Genomic DNA, 17,414 nt, shown 5'->3' with positions numbered 1-17,414 from the left:
GATAATAAGGATATATTATAATTTATTGATTTTTATAGATTATTTATTTCAAATATTTGTTTTTCGTTTCTGTTTTATCCATTAGTCCGAAAACCATCTCCCTATTTCCCCCCACGGTAAACCCTCTGCTGTAGTTGTGTATACTCGATTCCGCCTGAATTTCTTTTCGGGCAAATCTCCATTCATTCATTGAAGGGAAATTGTTATGAAGAAAGTACTGTATGGCATTTTTGCCATATCTGCACTTGCGGCGACGTCTGTCTATGCAGCTCCGGTCCAGGTCGGGGAAGCAGCAGGGTCGGCAGCGACGTCTGCGTCTGCGGGAAGTTCTACCGCAGCCAGCACCAGCACCGTAAGTTCAGCCGTGGGTGTCGCGCTGGCGGCAACCGGTGGCGGTGATGGCTCCAATACCGGAACCACGACCACTACGACAACCAGCACCCAGTAATACCGGGTGTTTTAATCATAACCACACTTCGGTGTGGTTATTTCGCCCCTTCGGAGAAGAGTCGTGAAGCGACCTGCAATCATTCTGATTTGCCTGCTGTTGCAGGCGTGCTCAGCCACCACCAAAGGGCTGGGACATTCACTGTGGGAAAGCCTGTTCGGCACGCCGGGCGTTCATCTGACCGATGACGAACTTCAGAACATGCCGTACGCCAGCCAGTACATGCAGCTAAACGATGGCCCGCAGCTGTTTGTGGTGCTCGCTTTCGATGAAAACGGGCAGCAGAAATGGGTGACGCAGGATCAGGCCACCATCGTCACGCAGCATGCCCGAATCGTGAAAACGCTGCTCGGCGGCGACAACTTGCTCGAGGTGAATAATCTCGCCGAAGACCCGCTCATCAAGCCAAATCAGATCGTCGACGGCGCAAGCTGGACGCGCACGATGGGCTGGACCGAGCACAAGCAGGTGCGCTACGCCACGGCACGCTCGACCTTCCGCTGGGACGGTACGGACAGCGTGAAAGTCGGCAGCGACGAAACGCAGGTTCGCGTGCTGGATGAAGAGGTCACCACCGACCAGGTCACCTGGCATAACCGCTTCTGGATCGACGAGGATGGGCAGATCCGTCAGTCCTTGCAGTATCTCGGTGCCGGTTTCTTCCCGGTGAAAACCACCCTGATCAAGGCGGCGAAATCATGAAAACGCTCATCCACGCTGCGCTTCTCGCCAGCCTTGCCGCGCCGCTGGCGTGGTCTGCAGGAACGGTAAAGGTCTACACGCCGGACAGTGAAAAACCCAAAACCTTAACCAACGCCGAGCATCTGCTCGATCTCGTCGGGCAGCCAAGGCTTGCCAACAGTTGGTGGCCGGGAGCGGTGATCGGCGAGCGTCAGGCGACGGTTAAGGCGGAGCAGGAACACCGTGCCCTGCTGGCCCGCCTGACGAGCCTGGCGGAGCAGGAAGACGGCGACGATGCCGTGGCCATTAACAGCGTTCGCCAGCAGCTTCAGGCGCTGAAAGTGACAGGCCGCCAGAAAGTCAATCTTGATCCAGATGAAGTGCGCGTCACGGAAAAGGGCAACCCCACGCTTGAAGGGGAATACACCCTCTGGCTTCCGGTAAAGCCGACGACGGTGACCGTGATGGGGCTTATCAGCAGCCCCGGTAAAAAGCCCTTTACGCCCGGTCGCGACGTGGCGAGCTATCTCGACGAACAAAGCCTGCTGAGCGGCGCGGATAACAGCTACGCATGGATTATTTATCCAGACGGGCATACGCAAAAAGCGCCGGTGGCGTACTGGAATAAACGCCATATCGAACCCATGCCGGGCAGCATCATTTTTGTCGGTTTTGCCGACCATTTCTGGACGAAGGCATATGACGGGCTTAACGCCGATATCCTTCACTCCCTGACACAGCGGATACCGGAAGAATGAAAAGAACCTATCTCTACAGCATGCTGGCGCTCTGCGTAAGCGCCGCCTGCCATGCAGAAACGTATCCGGCACCTGTTGGCCCGTCTCAGTCAGACTTCGGCGGCGTCGGTTTACTGCAAACGCCTACCGCGCGCATGGCGCGTGAAGGGGAAATTAGCCTGAACTACCGCGATAACGACCAGTATCGCTACTATTCCGCCTCCGTACAGCTTTTCCCGTGGCTTGAAACCACGCTGCGCTACACCGACGTGCGTACGAAACAGTACAGCAGCGTCGACGCCTTCTCCGGCGATCAGACCTACAAAGATAAAGCCTTCGACGTCAAGCTGCGCCTGTGGGAAGAGAGCTACTGGATGCCGCAGGTCTCCGTGGGTGCAAAAGATATCGGCGGTACCGGCCTGTTCGACGCGGAATACATCGTGGCCAGCAAGGCCTGGGGACCGTTTGATTTTTCTCTCGGTCTTGGCTGGGGCTATCTCGGCACCAGCGGCAACGTTAAAAACCCGTTCTGTACCTACAGCGATAAATACTGCTACCGCGATAACAGCTACAAGAAAGCCGGTTCCATCAACGGCGACCAGATGTTTCACGGCCCGGCCTCGCTGTTCGGTGGTGTGGAATACCAGACGCCGTGGCAGCCGCTGCGCCTGAAGCTGGAGTACGAAGGGAACGACTACTCGCAGGACTTCGCCGGGAAGATTGAGCAGAAGAGCAAGTTTAACGTCGGCGCCATTTATCGCGTCACCGACTGGGCCGACGTTAACCTCAGCTACGAGCGTGGCAACACGGTGATGTTTGGCTTCACGCTGCGCACCAACTTCAACGACATGCGGCCGCACTACAACGATAACGCGCGGCCTGCCTACCGGCCGGAGCCGCAGGATGCGATTCTGCAGCACTCCGTGGTGGCAAACCAGCTGACGCTGTTGAAATACAACGCCGGTCTGGCCGATCCGAAAATTCAGGTGAAAGGCGATACGCTGTACGTCACCGGCGAGCAGGTGAAATACCGCGACTCGCGTGAAGGGATCGAACGCGCCAACCGAATCGTGATGAACGATCTCCCGGATGGGATCCGCACGATCCGCGTGACGGAGAACCGCCTGAATCTGCCGCAGGTCACCACCGAAACCGATGTCGCCAGCCTCAAGCGCCATCTTGAAGGCGAACCGCTCGGGCATGAAACCGAGCTGGTGCAAAAACGCGTAGAGCCGATCGTGCCGGAAACCACCGAGCAGGGCTGGTATATCGATAAATCGCGCTTTGATTTCCATATCGATCCGGTACTGAACCAATCCGTCGGCGGGCCGGAAAACTTCTACATGTATCAGTTGGGTGCGATGGCGACGGCGGATCTGTGGGTCACCGACCACCTGCTGACCACCGGCAGCCTGTTCGGCAACATTGCGAACAACTACGACAAGTTCAACTACACGAACCCGCCGAACGACTCGAAGCTGCCGCGCGTGCGTACCCGCGTGCGTGAATACGTGCAGAACGATGTCTACGTGAATAACCTGCAGGCCAACTACTTCCAGTACTTCGGCAACGGCTTCTACGGCCAGGTTTACGGAGGCTACCTGGAGACTATGTTCGGCGGCGCGGGGGCGGAGGTGCTGTATCGTCCCGTCGACAGCAACTGGGCGTTCGGGATTGATGCCAACTACGTTAAGCAGCGTGACTGGCGCAGCGCGCAGGACATGATGAAGTTCACCGACTACAGCGTCAAAACCGGCCACCTGACCGCCTACTGGACGCCTTCGTTCGCGCAGGACGTGCTGGTGAAAGCCAGCGTCGGCCAGTATCTGGCGGGCGACAAGGGCGGCACGCTGGATATCTCCAAACACTTCGACAGCGGCGTCGTGGTGGGCGGCTACGCCACCATCACCAACGTCTCGCCGGACGAGTACGGGGAAGGGGACTTCACCAAAGGGGTCTACGTGTCGATTCCGCTGGATCTGTTCTCATCCGGTCCGACCCGCAGCCGTGCGGCAGTGGGCTGGACACCGCTGACGCGTGATGGCGGCCAGCAGCTTGGGCGTAAGTTCCAGTTGTACGACATGACCAGCGATAAGAACATTAACTTCCGCTGATGCTTCACGCCGGGCGGCACTGCGTTTGCCCGGCCTACGGTTTTTGTAGGCCCGGTAAGCGCAGCGCCAGCGGGCGAATCACAAGCGGCGTAGCAGCCTCGCCGGGTTCCCGGCATAGACACCTTTCTCGACGATCGATTTCGTCACCACGCTTCCCGCCCCAATCACCGCTCCGTCGCAAATGGAGACCGCCAGGATGGTGGCACCGCTGCCAATCGACACATCATTTCCGATGGTAATGTGGCCCCAGCTGGTCCGGTCGGCGTTCGGTTTCCCCTCACGAAACATATCGTTCGCAAACATCACGCCATGGCCAACAAAGCAACGCTTACCGATGGTCACATACTCACAGATGAAGGTGTGCGACTGAATTTTGCTGTCGTCACCGATGCGCGAATTGCCCTGAATTTCAACAAACGGGCCGACGAACACGCCGTTGCCCAGTACACAGTCGTAAAGATTAGTGGGTTCATATACGGTCACATTGTCGCCGCACGTCACGTTGCGAACCCCGGTTGGTTTACGATCCATCGGTTACCTCCCTACATAAAACATAATTAAAAAATATAGATCCCCGTCACATTTTTGCGTTATACAGGAATCTCGTCCTGGAGAATGAGGTGCTGTATGACATCCCTGACTCGCCCGCGCGTTGAGTTTATCTCAACGATACTCCAGACCGTGCTGAACCTCGGTCTGCTGAGCCTTGGCCTGATCCTGGTCGTCTTTCTCGGCAAAGAGACGGTGCATCTGGCGGATGTGCTGTTCGCCCCTGAGCAAACCAGCAAATATGCGCTGGTGGAAGGCCTGGTGGTTTACTTTCTCTACTTTGAATTTATCGCCCTGATTGTGAAGTACTTCCAGTCCGGCTTTCACTTCCCGCTACGCTATTTTGTCTACATTGGCATCACCGCCATTGTGCGGCTGATCATCGTCGATCATAAATCCCCGCTCGACGTGCTGATCTACTCGGCGGCGATCCTGCTGCTGGTGATCACCCTCTGGCTGTGTAATTCGAAGCGGCTGAAACGGGAATAAAAAAATGGCGGCCCGGAGGCCGCCTAACAACAGTCACAAGTTGGGTCAATACAATACGTCTAAAGTTGAGGGTTGCAGTGGCATAACAAATGAAACTTAACCTTTCACGCCGCCCGCCGTCAGGCCATTCACCAGCCAGCGCTGGGCCAGCAGGAACACCACGGTAATCGGGATGGCAGACAGTACGGCCGCCGCGGCAAAGTCGCCCCACAGGTAGTTTTGCGGGTTGAGGTATTGCTGCATACCTACGGCCAGGGTGTAGCTGTTCACATCGCGCAGTAACAGTGAGGCGACCGGTACTTCGGTGATCGCCGCGATAAACGACAGAATAAAGACCACCGCCAGAATCGGCACGGACAGCGGCAGCAGCACCAGACGGAACGCCTGCCACGGGGTAGCGCCATCCAGCGACGCCGCCTCTTCCAGCGAGCCGTCGATGGTTTCGAAATAGCCTTTAATGGTCCACACGTGCAGGGCAATACCGCCGAGATAGGCGAAGATCACGCCGCCGTGGGTATTCAGGCCGATAAACGGCACGTACTGGCCCAGACGGTCAAACAGGGCATACAGCGCCACCAGCGACAGCACCGCCGGGAACATCTGGAAAATCAGCATGCCTTTCAGCAGCGTTGCTTTGCCCGGGAAACGCATGCGGGCGAAGGCATAAGCACAGGTGGTGGAGAGCGTCACGATGCCGATCGCAGTGATGGTTGCTACCTTCACCGAGTTCCACAGCCACAGCAGCACCGGGAACGGCGGCGGGGTGACGCGGCCATCGGCGTGCTCCACGCTGAAGCCCAGCGCGAGCTTCCAGTGCTCCCAGGAGATTTCATCCGGGATCAGGCTCCCGGTCGCAAAGTTACCCGAGCGCAGGGAGATGGCGATAACCATCAGCAGCGGGAACATGATGGCCGCGATGAAAATCAGCAGGCCTAAGTGCGTCGCGAGGAGGCGCAGCTTCTGAGATTTGGGTTGTACCATTGCCATGTTCAGTGCCCTCCTTAGTCAAATTTCATACGTGTGGCTTTCAGGTTCACAATCGCCAGAGCGCCAACCAGCAGGAAGATCAGGGTGGCAATCGCCGCCGCCAGACCAAAGTCCTGGCCGCCGCCGCCTTCAAAGGCGATACGGTAGGTGTAGCTCACGAGCAGGTCGGTATAGCCTGCCGGCGTCGTGGTGCCGAGACGGTCCGGGCCACCGTTGGTCAACAGCTGAATCAGCACGAAGTTGTTAAAGTTAAAGGCGAAGCTGGCAATCATCAGCGGCGTCAGAGGCTTAATAAGCAGCGGCAGCGTAATTTTAAAGAAGTTCTGGAACGGACCCGCGCCATCCATCGCCGAGGCTTCATACAGATCGTCCGGAATCGCCTTCAGCAGCCCCATGCACAGGATCATCATGTACGGATAACCCAGCCAGGTGTTGACGATGATAATCATCGAGCGGGCGGTGGTCGGGTCGCTGAACCAGGCCGGTTTGATACCGAACAGCGCGCTCAGCATCATGTTGATTTCACCGAAGCTCTGGTTAAACAGCCCTTTGAAAATCAGAATCGAGATAAACGACGGTACGGCGTAAGGCAGAATCAGCATCACGCGGTAAATCGCTTTGCCTTTCAGGGACTCCCACTGCACGAGGCAGGCCAGCACCATGCCTACGGCAACGGTCAGGATCACCGTCAGCACCGAGAAGACCACCGTCCAGACGAAGATGGCGAAGAACGGTTTCTGGATACCTTCGTCGGTAAACACGCGGGTAAAGTTGTCCCAGCCGATGGTGACGGTATAGCCAGGGCTGAGCTTGTCATCACCCCATTTGCCATCGGCATTTACAGACTGATAAAAACCAATGTCGTTATTCGGACGGTACTTCACGCCGCTCTGGTTGTTGGTCAGCGTGCCGTCATCCGCCAGGGTATAAAGCGGCTGCGTGCCGGAGAACTGGCGCAGCGAGCTCATGGTCACTTTGCTTTCATCGGGCAGCACGGCGGTGAGCTGGGTCAGCGCCTGGCGATTCTGGGTAATGATACGCAGGTTCGCACGTTCACCCTCCGGCAGGGCCGCGGCCTCTTTTAAGACCAGCTTCTGCTCGCCGCCAAATTTGAACGCGTCGGAAAGATAGTTTTTGCCGCTCTCACCGTCAGTGAGTGCTAACTTCCACTCGTCACCTGCAGGATACAGGCCGAAGTTAAAGGTTTTACCCGCCTGATAAGAGCGATCCAGAAGCACCTGAGTGGCGCGCTCCTGCGCGAGCTGGTTGGTGCTGCTGTAGTTGGTGAACGCAATGGCGATGGTGCAGATCAGCGGGAACAGGACAAACAGCCCCATCCCGGCCACGCCCGGGTAGACATAGCGCCAGGCATAGGCTTTACGGTTGGCGAAAATATACAGGCCAGCAGAGCTTAAGATCAGCGTCATGATGGCGAACAGATATTCCCCTTGTACGTACATTAAAACAACAAGGTAACCCACCAGCAGACACAGCAGACCGATCGCTGACCACTTCAGCGCGTCGCTTTGCCACCAGTGCTTCTTTTTAATGACATCCATGGGGTTCTTCCTCTACAACGGTGGAAACTTTTCGTCAGGTGGCGCTGCGCTTACCTGACCTACGGATCGTGCCGTAGTCGTAGGGCGGGTAAGCGCACGCGCCACCCGCCGTTTTTCTTCTTACTTAGTAATACGACCCTGAGCATCTTTCAGCGCGGCATCGACGGTCTGGCGACCGCTTGCAGCGTTGATGACGGCGGTACGGGTGGCGTACCAGAACGCGGCCATCTGTGGGATGTTCGGCATGATTTCGCCTTTCTGAGCGTTATCCATGGTTGCCGCGATGCGTGGATCTTTTGCCAGCTGATCCTGGAAGGATTTCAGCGCCACGGCGCCCAGCGGTTTGTCCTTGTTCACTTCACCCAGACCCTGATCGGTCAGCAGGTAGTTTTCCAGGAACTCTTTCGCCAGCTCTTTGTTCGGGCTGGCGGCGTTGATGCCCGCGCTCAGCACGCCCACGAACGGTTTAGACGGTTTGCCGTTGAAGGTTGGCAGCAGGGTCACGCCGTAGTTGATTTTGCTCTTGTCGATATTGGTCCAGGCCCACGGACCGTTGATGGTCATCGCGGTTTCGCCTTTGTTGAACGCCGCTTCCGCGATGGAGTAGTCGGTATCCGCGTTCATGTGTTTGTTCTTAATCAGGTCAACCAGGAAGGTCAGGCCTTTTTTCGCGCCCGCGTTGTCCACGCCCACGTCTTTCACGTCATATTTGCCGTTTTCAAACTTGAACGCGTAGCCGCCGTCGGCAGCAATCAGCGGCCAGGTGAAGTACGGCTCTTGCAGGTTGAACATCAGGGCGGATTTACCTTTCGCCTTCAGCTCTTTATCCAGTTTCGGGATCTCTTCCCAGGTTTTTGGTGGGTTTGGCACCAGGTCTTTGTTGTAAATCAGTGACAGGGCTTCAACCGCGATTGGGTAGGCGATCAGCTTGCCGTTATAGCGAACGGCGTCCCAGGTGAACGGGAACAGTTTGTCCTGGAAAGCTTTGTCTGGCGTGACTTCAGCCAGCAGGCCAGACTGCGCGTAACCGCCGAAACGGTCGTGTGCCCAGAAGATGATGTCCGGGCCGTCACCGGTTGCCGCAACCTGCGGGAATTTCTCTTCCAGTTTGTCCGGGTGCTCTACGGTGACTTTGATACCGGTGTCTTTCTCGAATTTTTTGCCCACTTCGGCCAGGCCGTTATAGCCTTTGTCGCCGTTAATCCAGATAACCAGCTTGCCTTCTTCAATTTTGGCGAGCGCTGGGGCGGAAACCATCATTGCTGCAAGGGCGGACAATGCGAAAACGCGTGCGCCAGTCTTGATATTCATATCTGCCATCCTTTTTGGTGATGTGCTCGTGGATACATAAGGTGGTTCAACGTGACTCAGTCTCCTTATTTGACATCCTCTTTCCATCCTCCCAACCCCTACGCCCCACCCCCCGTTTGTGTGATCTCCGTTGCATAAATTTAAGTTATGAGTGCTGGCGCACATAAAAACCCACCGAATTTTGCAGGCGGCTTCACGAATTTCGCCTCAGCCCCCCGGCTGCGGTCGCAGAGCCTGTTCTCTCATCCTCCCGCCTCCTCCCCCATAAAAAAGGCGGGGGGTGGAGGATTCACGGAAGTAATGGATACCCCATAGTGAACTTATCTTGAATGTTTCTGTCGGTGACAGGTTGTAACGAAGGGAGAAGGGCATGGCGAGCGTACAGCTGCGTAATGTAACGAAAGCCTGGGGCGACGTAGTGGTGTCGAAAGACATCAATCTGGACATCACTGAAGGCGAATTTGTGGTGTTTGTCGGCCCATCAGGCTGTGGTAAATCAACTCTGCTGCGTATGATTGCCGGTCTTGAAACCATCACCAGCGGCGACCTGCTGATCGGTGATACCCGAATGAACGACATCCCGCCAGCCGAACGCGGCGTAGGCATGGTGTTCCAGTCTTATGCGCTTTATCCCCATCTTTCCGTTGCCGAGAACATGTCCTTTGGCCTGAAGCTGGCCGGGGCGAAAAAAGAGGTCATTAACCAGCGCGTCACGCAGGTGGCTGAAGTGTTGCAGCTGGCGCACTTGCTGGAGCGTAAACCGAAAGCGCTTTCCGGTGGTCAGCGTCAGCGTGTGGCGATTGGCCGTACGCTGGTGGCCGAGCCGCGCGTGTTCCTGCTCGATGAACCTCTCTCTAACCTGGATGCCGCCCTGCGCGTCCAGATGCGTATTGAAATCTCCCGTCTGCACAAGCGCCTTGGCCGCACGATGATTTACGTCACCCACGATCAGGTCGAAGCGATGACCCTCGCCGACAAAATCGTGGTGCTGGACGCCGGTCGCGTGGCGCAGGTGGGCAAACCGCTGGAGCTGTATCACTACCCGGCAGACCGCTTTGTTGCGGGCTTCATTGGCTCGCCAAAGATGAACTTCCTGCCCGTCAAAGTGACGGCGACAGCCATTGAACAGGTACAGGTGGAGCTGCCAAACCGCCAGCAGGTCTGGCTGCCGGTCGACAGCGCCAACGTACAGGTCGGGGCAAATATGTCCCTCGGTATCCGTCCTGAGCATCTACTGCCAAGCCACATTGCGGATGTGACGCTGGAAGGTGAAGTTCAGGTCGTCGAACAGCTTGGTCACGAAACACAGATTCATATCCAGATCCCCGCCATCCGTCAGAACCTGGTCTACCGCCAGAATGACGTGGTGTTGGTAGAAGAGGGTGCCACATTCGCTATCGGCTTGCCGCCAGAGCGTTGCCATCTGTTCCGTGAGGATGGCACCGCATGTCGTCGGCTGCACAAAGAGCCAGGCGTTTAAGCAATCCCAAAAGAAGACACGAAACCGACAGGTGAAGTGTTCAAAGAAAAGCAATGATCTCAGGAGATAGAATGATGATTACTCTGCGCAAACAAGTCCCTCTGGCGGTCGCCATTGCGGCAGGCATCCTGTCTGCCCAGGCTGGCGCCGTGGACTTTAAAGGTTATGCTCGTTCCGGCATTGGCTGGACCGGGAGTGGCGGTGCCCAGCAGTGCTTCCAGGCAACGGGTGCTCAAAGTAAATACCGTCTGGGTAACGAATGTGAAACCTATGCGGAATTGAAGCTGGGCCAGGAAGTGTGGAAAGAGGGCGATAAGAGCTTCTATTTCGACACTAACGTCGCGTATTCCGTTGCGCAGCAGAATGACTGGGAAGCCACTGATCCGGCCTTCCGTGAAGCCAACGTGCAGGGTAAAAACCTGATTGAGTGGCTGCCTGGCTCCACCATCTGGGCCGGTAAGCGCTTCTATCAGCGTCATGACGTCCACATGATCGACTTCTACTACTGGGACATTTCCGGTCCTGGTGCGGGTATCGAAAACATCGACCTGGGCTTCGGTAAACTCTCTCTGGCAGCCAGCCGCTCCACTGAAGCAGGCGGTTCTTCTACCTTCGCCAGCAACAACATCCGTGACTACACCACCGACACCGCGAACGACGTGTTTGACGTGCGTTTAGCGCAGATGGAAGTCAACCCGGGCGGTACGCTGGAGCTGGGCGTTGACTACGGTCACACCAACGTTAACGATGATTACTACCTGCAGCCAAAAGCTTCGAAAGATGGCTGGATGTTCACCGCAGAACATACCCAGAGCATGCTGAAGGGCTTCAACAAGTTCGTTGTTCAGTACGCAACGGACTCTATGACCTCCCAGGGTAAAGGTCTGAACCAGGGCGCGGGCATTGGTCTTGGCAATGACGATTCCGATGGCAAACTGTACGGATACGGCATCAACAACAACGGTAGCCTGCTGCGTATCCTTGACCACGGTGCAATCTCCCTGGGCGACAGTTGGGACCTGATGTACGTCGGTATGTATCAGGATATCGACTGGGATAACAACAACGGCACCAAGTGGTGGACCGTCGGCGTGCGTCCTATGTACAAATGGACGCCAATCATGAGCACCCTGCTGGAAGTAGGCTACGACAACGTCAAATCTCAGAAAACTGACGAAACCAACAACCAGTACAAAATCACCCTGGCACAACAGTGGCAGGCTGGCGACAGCATCTGGTCTCGTCCTGCAATCCGTGTCTTCGCAACCTACGCCAAGTGGGATGAGAAGTGGGGTTATGACACTTCCGGTAGCCCGATTTCTACGAGTTCCAACTATAACTCCAACTTCGGTATGCAGACTGCAGGCCTTGGCCGCGGCGACACTGACGAGTGGAGCTTCGGTGCCCAGATGGAAATCTGGTGGTAATTCGCAAGACCTGACGTAATGACCTGAAAGAGGGGCGTAAGCCCCTCTCTCCTTAGGGCCCTGCGCGCTATTGCCTGGCCACCGCAGAGCTGATGCTATCAGAGGTAATAACAATGAAAATGAAGAAAAGTCTCGTCGCGCTGTACCTCTCTGCGGGGCTGCTGGCCAGCGTGCCGGCGCTAACGTTCGCAGAAGTGAATTTTGTTCCTCAGAATACGTCCACGGCGCCTTCTGTTCCTACGGCAGCGCTGCAGCAGCTGACCTGGACACCGGTTGATCAATCCAAAACGCAGTCCACACAGCTTTCCACGGGCGGGCAACAGCTGAATGTGCCCGGCATTTCCGGCCCGGTTGCTGCCTACAGCGTTCCGGCCAATATTGGCGAGCTGACCCTGACGCTGACCAGTGAAGTGAATAAGCAGACCAGCGTATTTGCGCCGAACGTGCTGATCCTCGACCAGAACATGACGCCATCTGCCTTCTTCCCGAGCGAGTATTTTACCTATCAGGAGCCCGGCGTGATGAGCGCGGACCGGCTTGAGGGCGTGATGCGTCTGACGCCAGCGCTGGGTCAGCAAAAAATCTACGTGCTGGTATTCACCACCGATAAAGATTTGCAGCAAACCACCAGGTTAGTGGATCCGGCAAAAGCGTATGCAAAAGGTACTGGCAACGCGGTGCCGGATATTCCCGACCCGATTGCCCGCCACGCAACGGACGGTCTGGTGAAGTTAAAAGTCTCCACCAATAGCGCTTCCAGCGTGCTGGTTGGCCCGCTGTTTGGTTCGTCTGGTCCGGGGCCGGTCACCGTCGGTAATACCGCCGCTCCAGCCTATGCCGCGCCAGTTGCCGCTGCGCCAGCCGCAGCGCCAGCCCCGGCGAAGAAAGCCGAGCCCGTACTGAACGACACCGAAGAGTACTTCAACAACGCCATTAAGCAGGCGGTGAAGCGCGGCGATGTCGATAAAGCGCTGAAACTGCTTGATGAAGCCGAACGTTTAGGTTCAACCACTGCCCGTTCCACCTTTATCAGCAGTGTAAAAGGCAAGGGGTAACTGTTCCCCACAGTGCTGATTTGTTAGTAGTTTAGTGCGCCTGAGTGGGCGCACTTTTTTTCGTATTCGCCAGGCTGTTGCGCCCATGTTGCGATAGTGATCGTTAAATAACGTTTGGCCCCCCCTCATTGCCCGTTTCTGCGATACAATGCCATTACGTTATGTATCGGAGAGTCTGGCATGTCACACCCCGCGCTAACGCAACTGCTTGCGCTGCGCTATTTCGACCAAATACCTGCGCTTGATCCGCAGCAGCTGGACTGGTTGCTGCTGGAAGATTCCATGACAAAACGTTTTGAGCAACAGGGTAAAACGGTCACGGTAACCCTGATACAGGAAGGGTTTGTCTCCGGCGATGAGATCGCCAGCGAGCTGCCGCTGTTGCCGCAAGAGGAACGCTACTGGCTGCGTGAAATTTTGCTCTGTGCCGATGGCGAACCCTGGCTTGCCGGGCGGACGGTGGTGCCTGAATCTACCCTATCCGGGCCTGAGCTGGCGCTGCAGCGGCTGGGGAAAACGCCGCTGGGACGTTATCTTTTCACCTCATCTGAGCTGACCAGGGATTTCATTGAAATTGGGCGTGATGCCGAACTGTGGGGGCGCCGTTCCCGCCTTCGCCTGAGCGGTAAGCCGTTAATCCTGACGGAGCTATTTTTACCGGCATCACCGTTGTACTAAGAGGAAGAAAAAATGGAGTGGACCCTGACGCAGAATAAGCTGTTGGCGTATCACCGCTTAATGCGTACCGATAAACCCATTGGCGCGTTGCTGCTGCTGTGGCCGACCTTATGGGCGCTGTGGGTGGCCACGCCGGGCATGCCGCCGCTGTGGATCCTGGGCGTATTCGTTGCCGGCGTCTGGCTGATGCGCGCGGCGGGCTGCGTGGTGAATGACTATGCCGATCGTAAATTTGACGGCCACGTAAAGCGCACTGCCAACCGCCCGCTACCCAGCGGCCAGGTGACCGGGAAAGAAGCCCGCGTACTGTTCATCGTTCTGGTGCTGCTCTCTTTCCTGCTGGTATTAACCCTGAACACCATGACGATTCTGCTGTCCGTCGCGGCGCTTGCTCTGGCCTGGGTTTATCCCTTTATGAAGCGCTACACCCATCTGCCTCAGGTGGTGCTGGGGGCGGCGTTTGGCTGGTCGATTCCGATGGCGTTTGCGGCAGTTAGTGAGTCCTTACCGCTTAGCTGCTGGCTGATGTTCCTGGCGAACATCCTCTGGGCCGTAGCGTATGACACGCAATATGCGATGGTTGACCGCGACGATGACCTGAAAATTGGCATTAAATCCACCGCCATTCTCTTTGGACGCCAGGACAAACTCATCATTGGCATTCTGCAGGTTGCGGTTCTGGCACTGATGGTCGCGATTGCGCGCCTGAACGGACTGAACTGGGAGTTTTACTGGTCGATACTGGTAGCAGGGCTGCTGTTTGCCTACCAGCAGAAGCTGATTGCAAAACGCGAACGCGAAGCCTGCTTTAAAGCGTTTATGAACAATAACTATGTCGGTCTGGTGCTGTTTTTAGGCCTGGTCATGAGCTATTTTTCCTGATTGACGCGCGGTCATGCCCCCGCCGGGTATGGCCGCATCGTTACCCGGCATTACCGCCCTCACAAATTTAAACCATCGTTTCATAAATTCGCGCTTTTGTGAGGCGCTTCACCTACGCTTCTCCCGGGCTAGTCTATTTTCTAAGCGTGAAAAAATAAAACACTGTTTTAACGCTGACATCGCTACCCTGGAGCTGACTCAATGAAAACGACCCTCAAGCCGTTACTGGCCGCGCTGTGCCTGTCTGCTTTTGCCTGCACCGTTTCTGCCCAAACCATCAAAGCCGCCGATGTGCATCCTGAAGGCTACCCGAACGTGGTCGCGGTTCAGCACATGGGTGAAAAACTCAAACAACAAACCGACGGCAAGCTGGAGATTAAGGTCTTCCCCGGCGGCGTGCTGGGGGATGAAAAGCAGATGATTGAGCAGGCGCAGATGGGGGCGATTGACATGATCCGCGTCTCCATGGCGCCGGTTGCCGCCATCCTGCCGGATATCGAAGTCTTCACCCTGCCGTACGTTTTCCGCGATGAGGATCATATGCATAAAGTGATCGACGGGGATATCGGCAAGCAGATCGGCGACAAGCTGACCGCGAACCCGAAATCCCGCCTGGTGTTCCTCGGCTGGATGGATTCCGGCACCCGCAACCTGATCACCAAAGAGCCGATCGTCAAACCTGAAGATCTGAAAGGGAAGAAAATCCGCGTGCAGGGCAGCCCGGTGGCACTCGCCACGCTGAAGGACATGGGGGCGAACTCGGTGGCGATGGGCGTTAGCGAGGTTTACAGCGGCATGCAGACCGGCGTGATCGACGGCGCGGAGAATAACCCGCCCACCTTTATCGCCCACAACTACATGCCGGTTGCTAAAAACTACACCCTCAGCGGCCACTTTATCACCCCGGAAATGCTGCTCTATTCAAAAGTGAAATGGGACAAGCTGAGCGCTGATGAACAGCAAAAAATCCTGACCCTGGCCCGTGAAGCGCAGTTCGAACAGCGCAAGCTGTGGAATGCGTATAACGACCAGGCGCTGGCGAAAATGAAGGCGGGCGGCGTGCAGTTCCACGATATCGATAAGACGGTATTCATCAAGGCCACAGAGCCGGTGCGCGCCCAGTATGGCGACAAGCATCAGGATCTGATGAAAGCCATCGCTGACGTCCAGTAATACGGAGCACGTATGTCCGAACTCTACCTGAAGTGGATGGACCGTCTGTACCTGCTCGCCATGGCGGTGGCGGGTGTCTCGCTGCTGGTGATGACGATTGTCATCCCCATCGGCATCTTCTCACGCTACGTGCTCAACCGCGGCGAATCCTGGCCGGAGCCCGTCGCCATTATCTGCATGGTGACGTTCACCTTCATCGGCGCGGCGGTGAGCTACCGCGCCGGGTCGCACATTGCGGTCAATATGCTCACCGACCGTCTGCCCGCGTCGCTGCAAAAGCTGTGTGTACGTGTGGTTGATCTGCTGATGCTGCTGATTTCCGGTCTGATGTGCTGGTACAGCTACTGGCTGTGCGTCGAGCTCTGGGAGCAGCCGGTGGCGGAGTTCCCGATCCTGACTTCCGGCGAAAGCTACCTGCCGCTGCCGATCGGGTCGGCGATTTTGATTCTGTTTGTGCTTGAACGCCTGCTGTTTGGCGCGCAGGAAAACCGTCCGGTCGTGCTGATCGGCAATCACAGTTAAGGGGTGAACAATGGATGCTTTTGTTTTGTTATTCACCCTCGCCATTTTGCTGGCGCTGGGGATGCCGGTGGCCTTCGCCGTGGGGCTGAGCGCCGTGGCAGGTGCGCTGTGGATTGATTTACCGCTGGAGGCGCTGATGATCCAGATCACCAGTGGGGTGAACAAATTTACCCTGCTGGCGATCCCGTTCTTTATCCTCGCCGGAGCGATCATGGCGGAAGGGGGCATTGCCCGACGGCTGGTTAACTTCGCCTATGTGTTTGTCGGCTTTATCCGCGGCGGGCTGTCGCTGGTGAACATCGTCGCCTCGACGTTCTTCGGCGCGATTTCTGGCTCGTCGGTGGCGGATACAGCGTCCATCGGCAGCGTGATGATCCCGGAGATGGAGAAGAAGGGCTATCCGCGCGAATACGCGGCGGCGGTCACGGCGAGCGGGTCGGTGCAGGCGATTCTGATCCCGCCCAGCCACAACTCGGTGATTTATTCCCTGGCGGCGGGGGGAACGGTCTCCATCGCCACGCTGTTTATCGCCGGCGTGCTGCCGGGGCTGCTGCTGGGGCTGTGCCTGATGATCCTCTGTCTCGGATTCGCCCACAAGCGCGGTTACCCGAAGGGTGAGAAAATCCCGTTTAAGCAGGCGGTGAAGATTTTACTTGATGCCCTGTGGGGGCTGATGACGGTGGTGATTATCCTCGGCGGGATCTTGTCCGGGATATTTACGGCGACGGAATCCGCCGCCGTGGCCTGCCTGTGGGCATTCTTCGTCACCATGTTTATCTACCGCGACTACAAATGGAGCGAACTGCCGAAGCTGATGTGCCGCACGGTGAAAACTGTCACCATCGTGATGATTTTGATTGGCTTTGCCGCGGCGTTTGGCGCGGTGATGACCTACATGCAGCTGCCGATGCGCATCACCGAGTTCTTCACGTCGCTCTCTGATAATAAGTACGTGATCCTGATGTATCTCAACATCATGCTGCTGCTGATCGGCACGCTGATGGACATGGCGCCGATCATCCTGATCCTGACGCCGGTGCTGCTGCCGGTGACCAACGCGCTGGGGATCGACCCGGTGCACTTCGGGATGATCATGATGGTTAACCTGGGGATCGGGCTGATCACCCCGCCGGTCGGATCGGTGCTGTTTGTGGCGAGCGCGGTGAGTAAGCAGAAGATTGAAACCGTGGTGCGGGCGATGCTGCCATTTTACGGCATCCTGCTGGTGGTGCTGGGGATGGTGACGTATATCCCGGCGATATCATTGTGGCTGCCGAGGATGTTAGGGATGCAGTAACGCCGTTTTTTGCCGGGTGGCGGCT

At 56.6% G+C, this 17,414-nt stretch carries 17 protein-coding genes; 13 read left to right on the top strand and 4 right to left on the bottom strand.

The features are described from left to right. The first annotated feature begins 205 nt into the window (after positions 1-205). The 4 genes from yjbE to INF77_RS10990 all read left to right on the top strand — a co-directional run bounded on the left by yjbE (position 206) and on the right by INF77_RS10990 (position 3,980). The gene (gene yjbE / locus INF77_RS11005; protein WP_013095034.1) at positions 206-448 is read left to right on the top strand and encodes an exopolysaccharide production protein YjbE; all 243 of its coding nucleotides are present in this window, start codon (positions 206-208) and stop codon (positions 446-448) included. A gap of 63 nt (positions 449-511) precedes the next feature. Then, the gene (locus INF77_RS11000; RefSeq protein ID WP_136484548.1) at positions 512-1,150 is read left to right on the top strand and encodes a YjbF family lipoprotein; all 639 of its coding nucleotides are present in this window, start codon (positions 512-514) and stop codon (positions 1,148-1,150) included. After that, positions 1,147-1,887 (top strand): capsule biosynthesis GfcC D2 domain-containing protein, encoded by a 741-nt coding sequence (locus INF77_RS10995; protein WP_074171886.1) that lies wholly within the window; start codon positions 1,147-1,149, stop codon positions 1,885-1,887. Before INF77_RS11000 ends, INF77_RS10995 begins: the two co-directional genes overlap by 4 nt. Beyond that, positions 1,884-3,980 carry a YjbH domain-containing protein gene (locus INF77_RS10990; RefSeq protein WP_028015126.1) on the top strand — a complete coding sequence of 699 codons (2,097 nt, stop codon included), beginning with the start codon at positions 1,884-1,886 and terminating at the stop codon, positions 3,978-3,980. The genes INF77_RS10995 and INF77_RS10990 overlap by 4 nt, the downstream gene beginning before the upstream one ends. Positions 3,981-4,058: 78 nt before the next feature. Here INF77_RS10990 and INF77_RS10985 read toward each other — a convergent pair whose 3' ends face one another. Then, positions 4,059-4,511, bottom strand: a complete 453-nt coding sequence (locus INF77_RS10985) for an acyltransferase (RefSeq protein ID WP_028015127.1) — start codon at positions 4,509-4,511, stop codon at positions 4,059-4,061. 96 nt (positions 4,512-4,607) lie between these two features. Here INF77_RS10985 and psiE point away from each other — a divergent pair, with 96 nt between their 5' ends. Then, entirely contained in the window at positions 4,608-5,018 is a 411-nt protein-coding gene (psiE, locus tag INF77_RS10980) for a phosphate-starvation-inducible protein PsiE (RefSeq protein ID WP_000202963.1), read from the top strand. Positions 5,019-5,114: 96 nt separating this feature from the next. Here the strand turns inward: psiE and malG are convergent, their stop codons facing one another. The 3 genes from malG to malE form a co-directional block, all read right to left on the bottom strand. Further along, positions 5,115-6,005 carry a maltose ABC transporter permease MalG gene (gene malG, locus INF77_RS10975; protein ID WP_006810496.1) on the bottom strand — a complete coding sequence of 297 codons (891 nt, stop codon included), beginning with the start codon at positions 6,003-6,005 and terminating at the stop codon, positions 5,115-5,117. Between the two features lie 14 nt (positions 6,006-6,019). After that, positions 6,020-7,564, bottom strand: a complete 1,545-nt coding sequence (gene malF / locus INF77_RS10970; protein WP_193532239.1) for a maltose ABC transporter permease MalF — start codon at positions 7,562-7,564, stop codon at positions 6,020-6,022. A gap of 120 nt (positions 7,565-7,684) precedes the next feature. Continuing rightward, positions 7,685-8,875 carry a maltose/maltodextrin ABC transporter substrate-binding protein MalE gene (gene malE / locus INF77_RS10965; RefSeq protein WP_032644952.1) on the bottom strand — a complete coding sequence of 397 codons (1,191 nt, stop codon included), beginning with the start codon at positions 8,873-8,875 and terminating at the stop codon, positions 7,685-7,687. Between the two features lie 370 nt (positions 8,876-9,245). Between malE and malK the strand changes: the two genes are divergently transcribed. The 8 genes from malK (at position 9,246) to INF77_RS10925 (ending at position 17,389) form a co-directional block, all read left to right on the top strand. Next, on the top strand, positions 9,246-10,355 hold the full coding sequence (gene malK / locus INF77_RS10960; protein WP_028015130.1) for a maltose/maltodextrin ABC transporter ATP-binding protein MalK: 1,110 nt from the start codon (positions 9,246-9,248) through the stop codon (positions 10,353-10,355). Between the two features lie 71 nt (positions 10,356-10,426). Further along, positions 10,427-11,782: a maltoporin gene (locus INF77_RS10955; protein ID WP_047366843.1), complete on the top strand. Its 1,356-nt coding sequence runs from the start codon at positions 10,427-10,429 to the stop codon at positions 11,780-11,782. A gap of 113 nt (positions 11,783-11,895) precedes the next feature. Beyond that, positions 11,896-12,837 (top strand): maltose operon protein MalM, encoded by a 942-nt coding sequence (malM, locus tag INF77_RS10950; RefSeq protein WP_063943950.1) that lies wholly within the window; start codon positions 11,896-11,898, stop codon positions 12,835-12,837. A gap of 180 nt (positions 12,838-13,017) precedes the next feature. Continuing rightward, positions 13,018-13,515: a chorismate lyase gene (gene ubiC / locus INF77_RS10945; protein WP_193532240.1), complete on the top strand. Its 498-nt coding sequence runs from the start codon at positions 13,018-13,020 to the stop codon at positions 13,513-13,515. Positions 13,516-13,527: 12 nt separating this feature from the next. Then, positions 13,528-14,397 (top strand): 4-hydroxybenzoate octaprenyltransferase, encoded by an 870-nt coding sequence (gene ubiA, locus INF77_RS10940; RefSeq protein WP_028015133.1) that lies wholly within the window; start codon positions 13,528-13,530, stop codon positions 14,395-14,397. A 201-nt stretch (positions 14,398-14,598) separates the two neighbouring features. Further along, the gene (locus tag INF77_RS10935) at positions 14,599-15,570 is read left to right on the top strand and encodes a TRAP transporter substrate-binding protein (protein ID WP_041911564.1); all 972 of its coding nucleotides are present in this window, start codon (positions 14,599-14,601) and stop codon (positions 15,568-15,570) included. 12 nt (positions 15,571-15,582) lie between these two features. Further along, positions 15,583-16,092, top strand: a complete 510-nt coding sequence (locus INF77_RS10930) for a TRAP transporter small permease (protein ID WP_045260961.1) — start codon at positions 15,583-15,585, stop codon at positions 16,090-16,092. A 10-nt stretch (positions 16,093-16,102) separates the two neighbouring features. Then, complete coding sequence (locus INF77_RS10925; protein WP_063438211.1) at positions 16,103-17,389, top strand: TRAP transporter large permease; 1,287 nt, start codon at positions 16,103-16,105, stop codon at positions 17,387-17,389. The last annotated feature ends 25 nt before the right edge of the window (positions 17,390-17,414 follow it).

This window comes from Enterobacter cloacae complex sp. P1B, assembly GCF_014982345.1.
Lineage (GTDB): Bacteria > Pseudomonadota > Gammaproteobacteria > Enterobacterales > Enterobacteriaceae > Enterobacter > Enterobacter bugandensis.
This window is presented reverse-complemented; position numbering and strand designations above follow the sequence as displayed.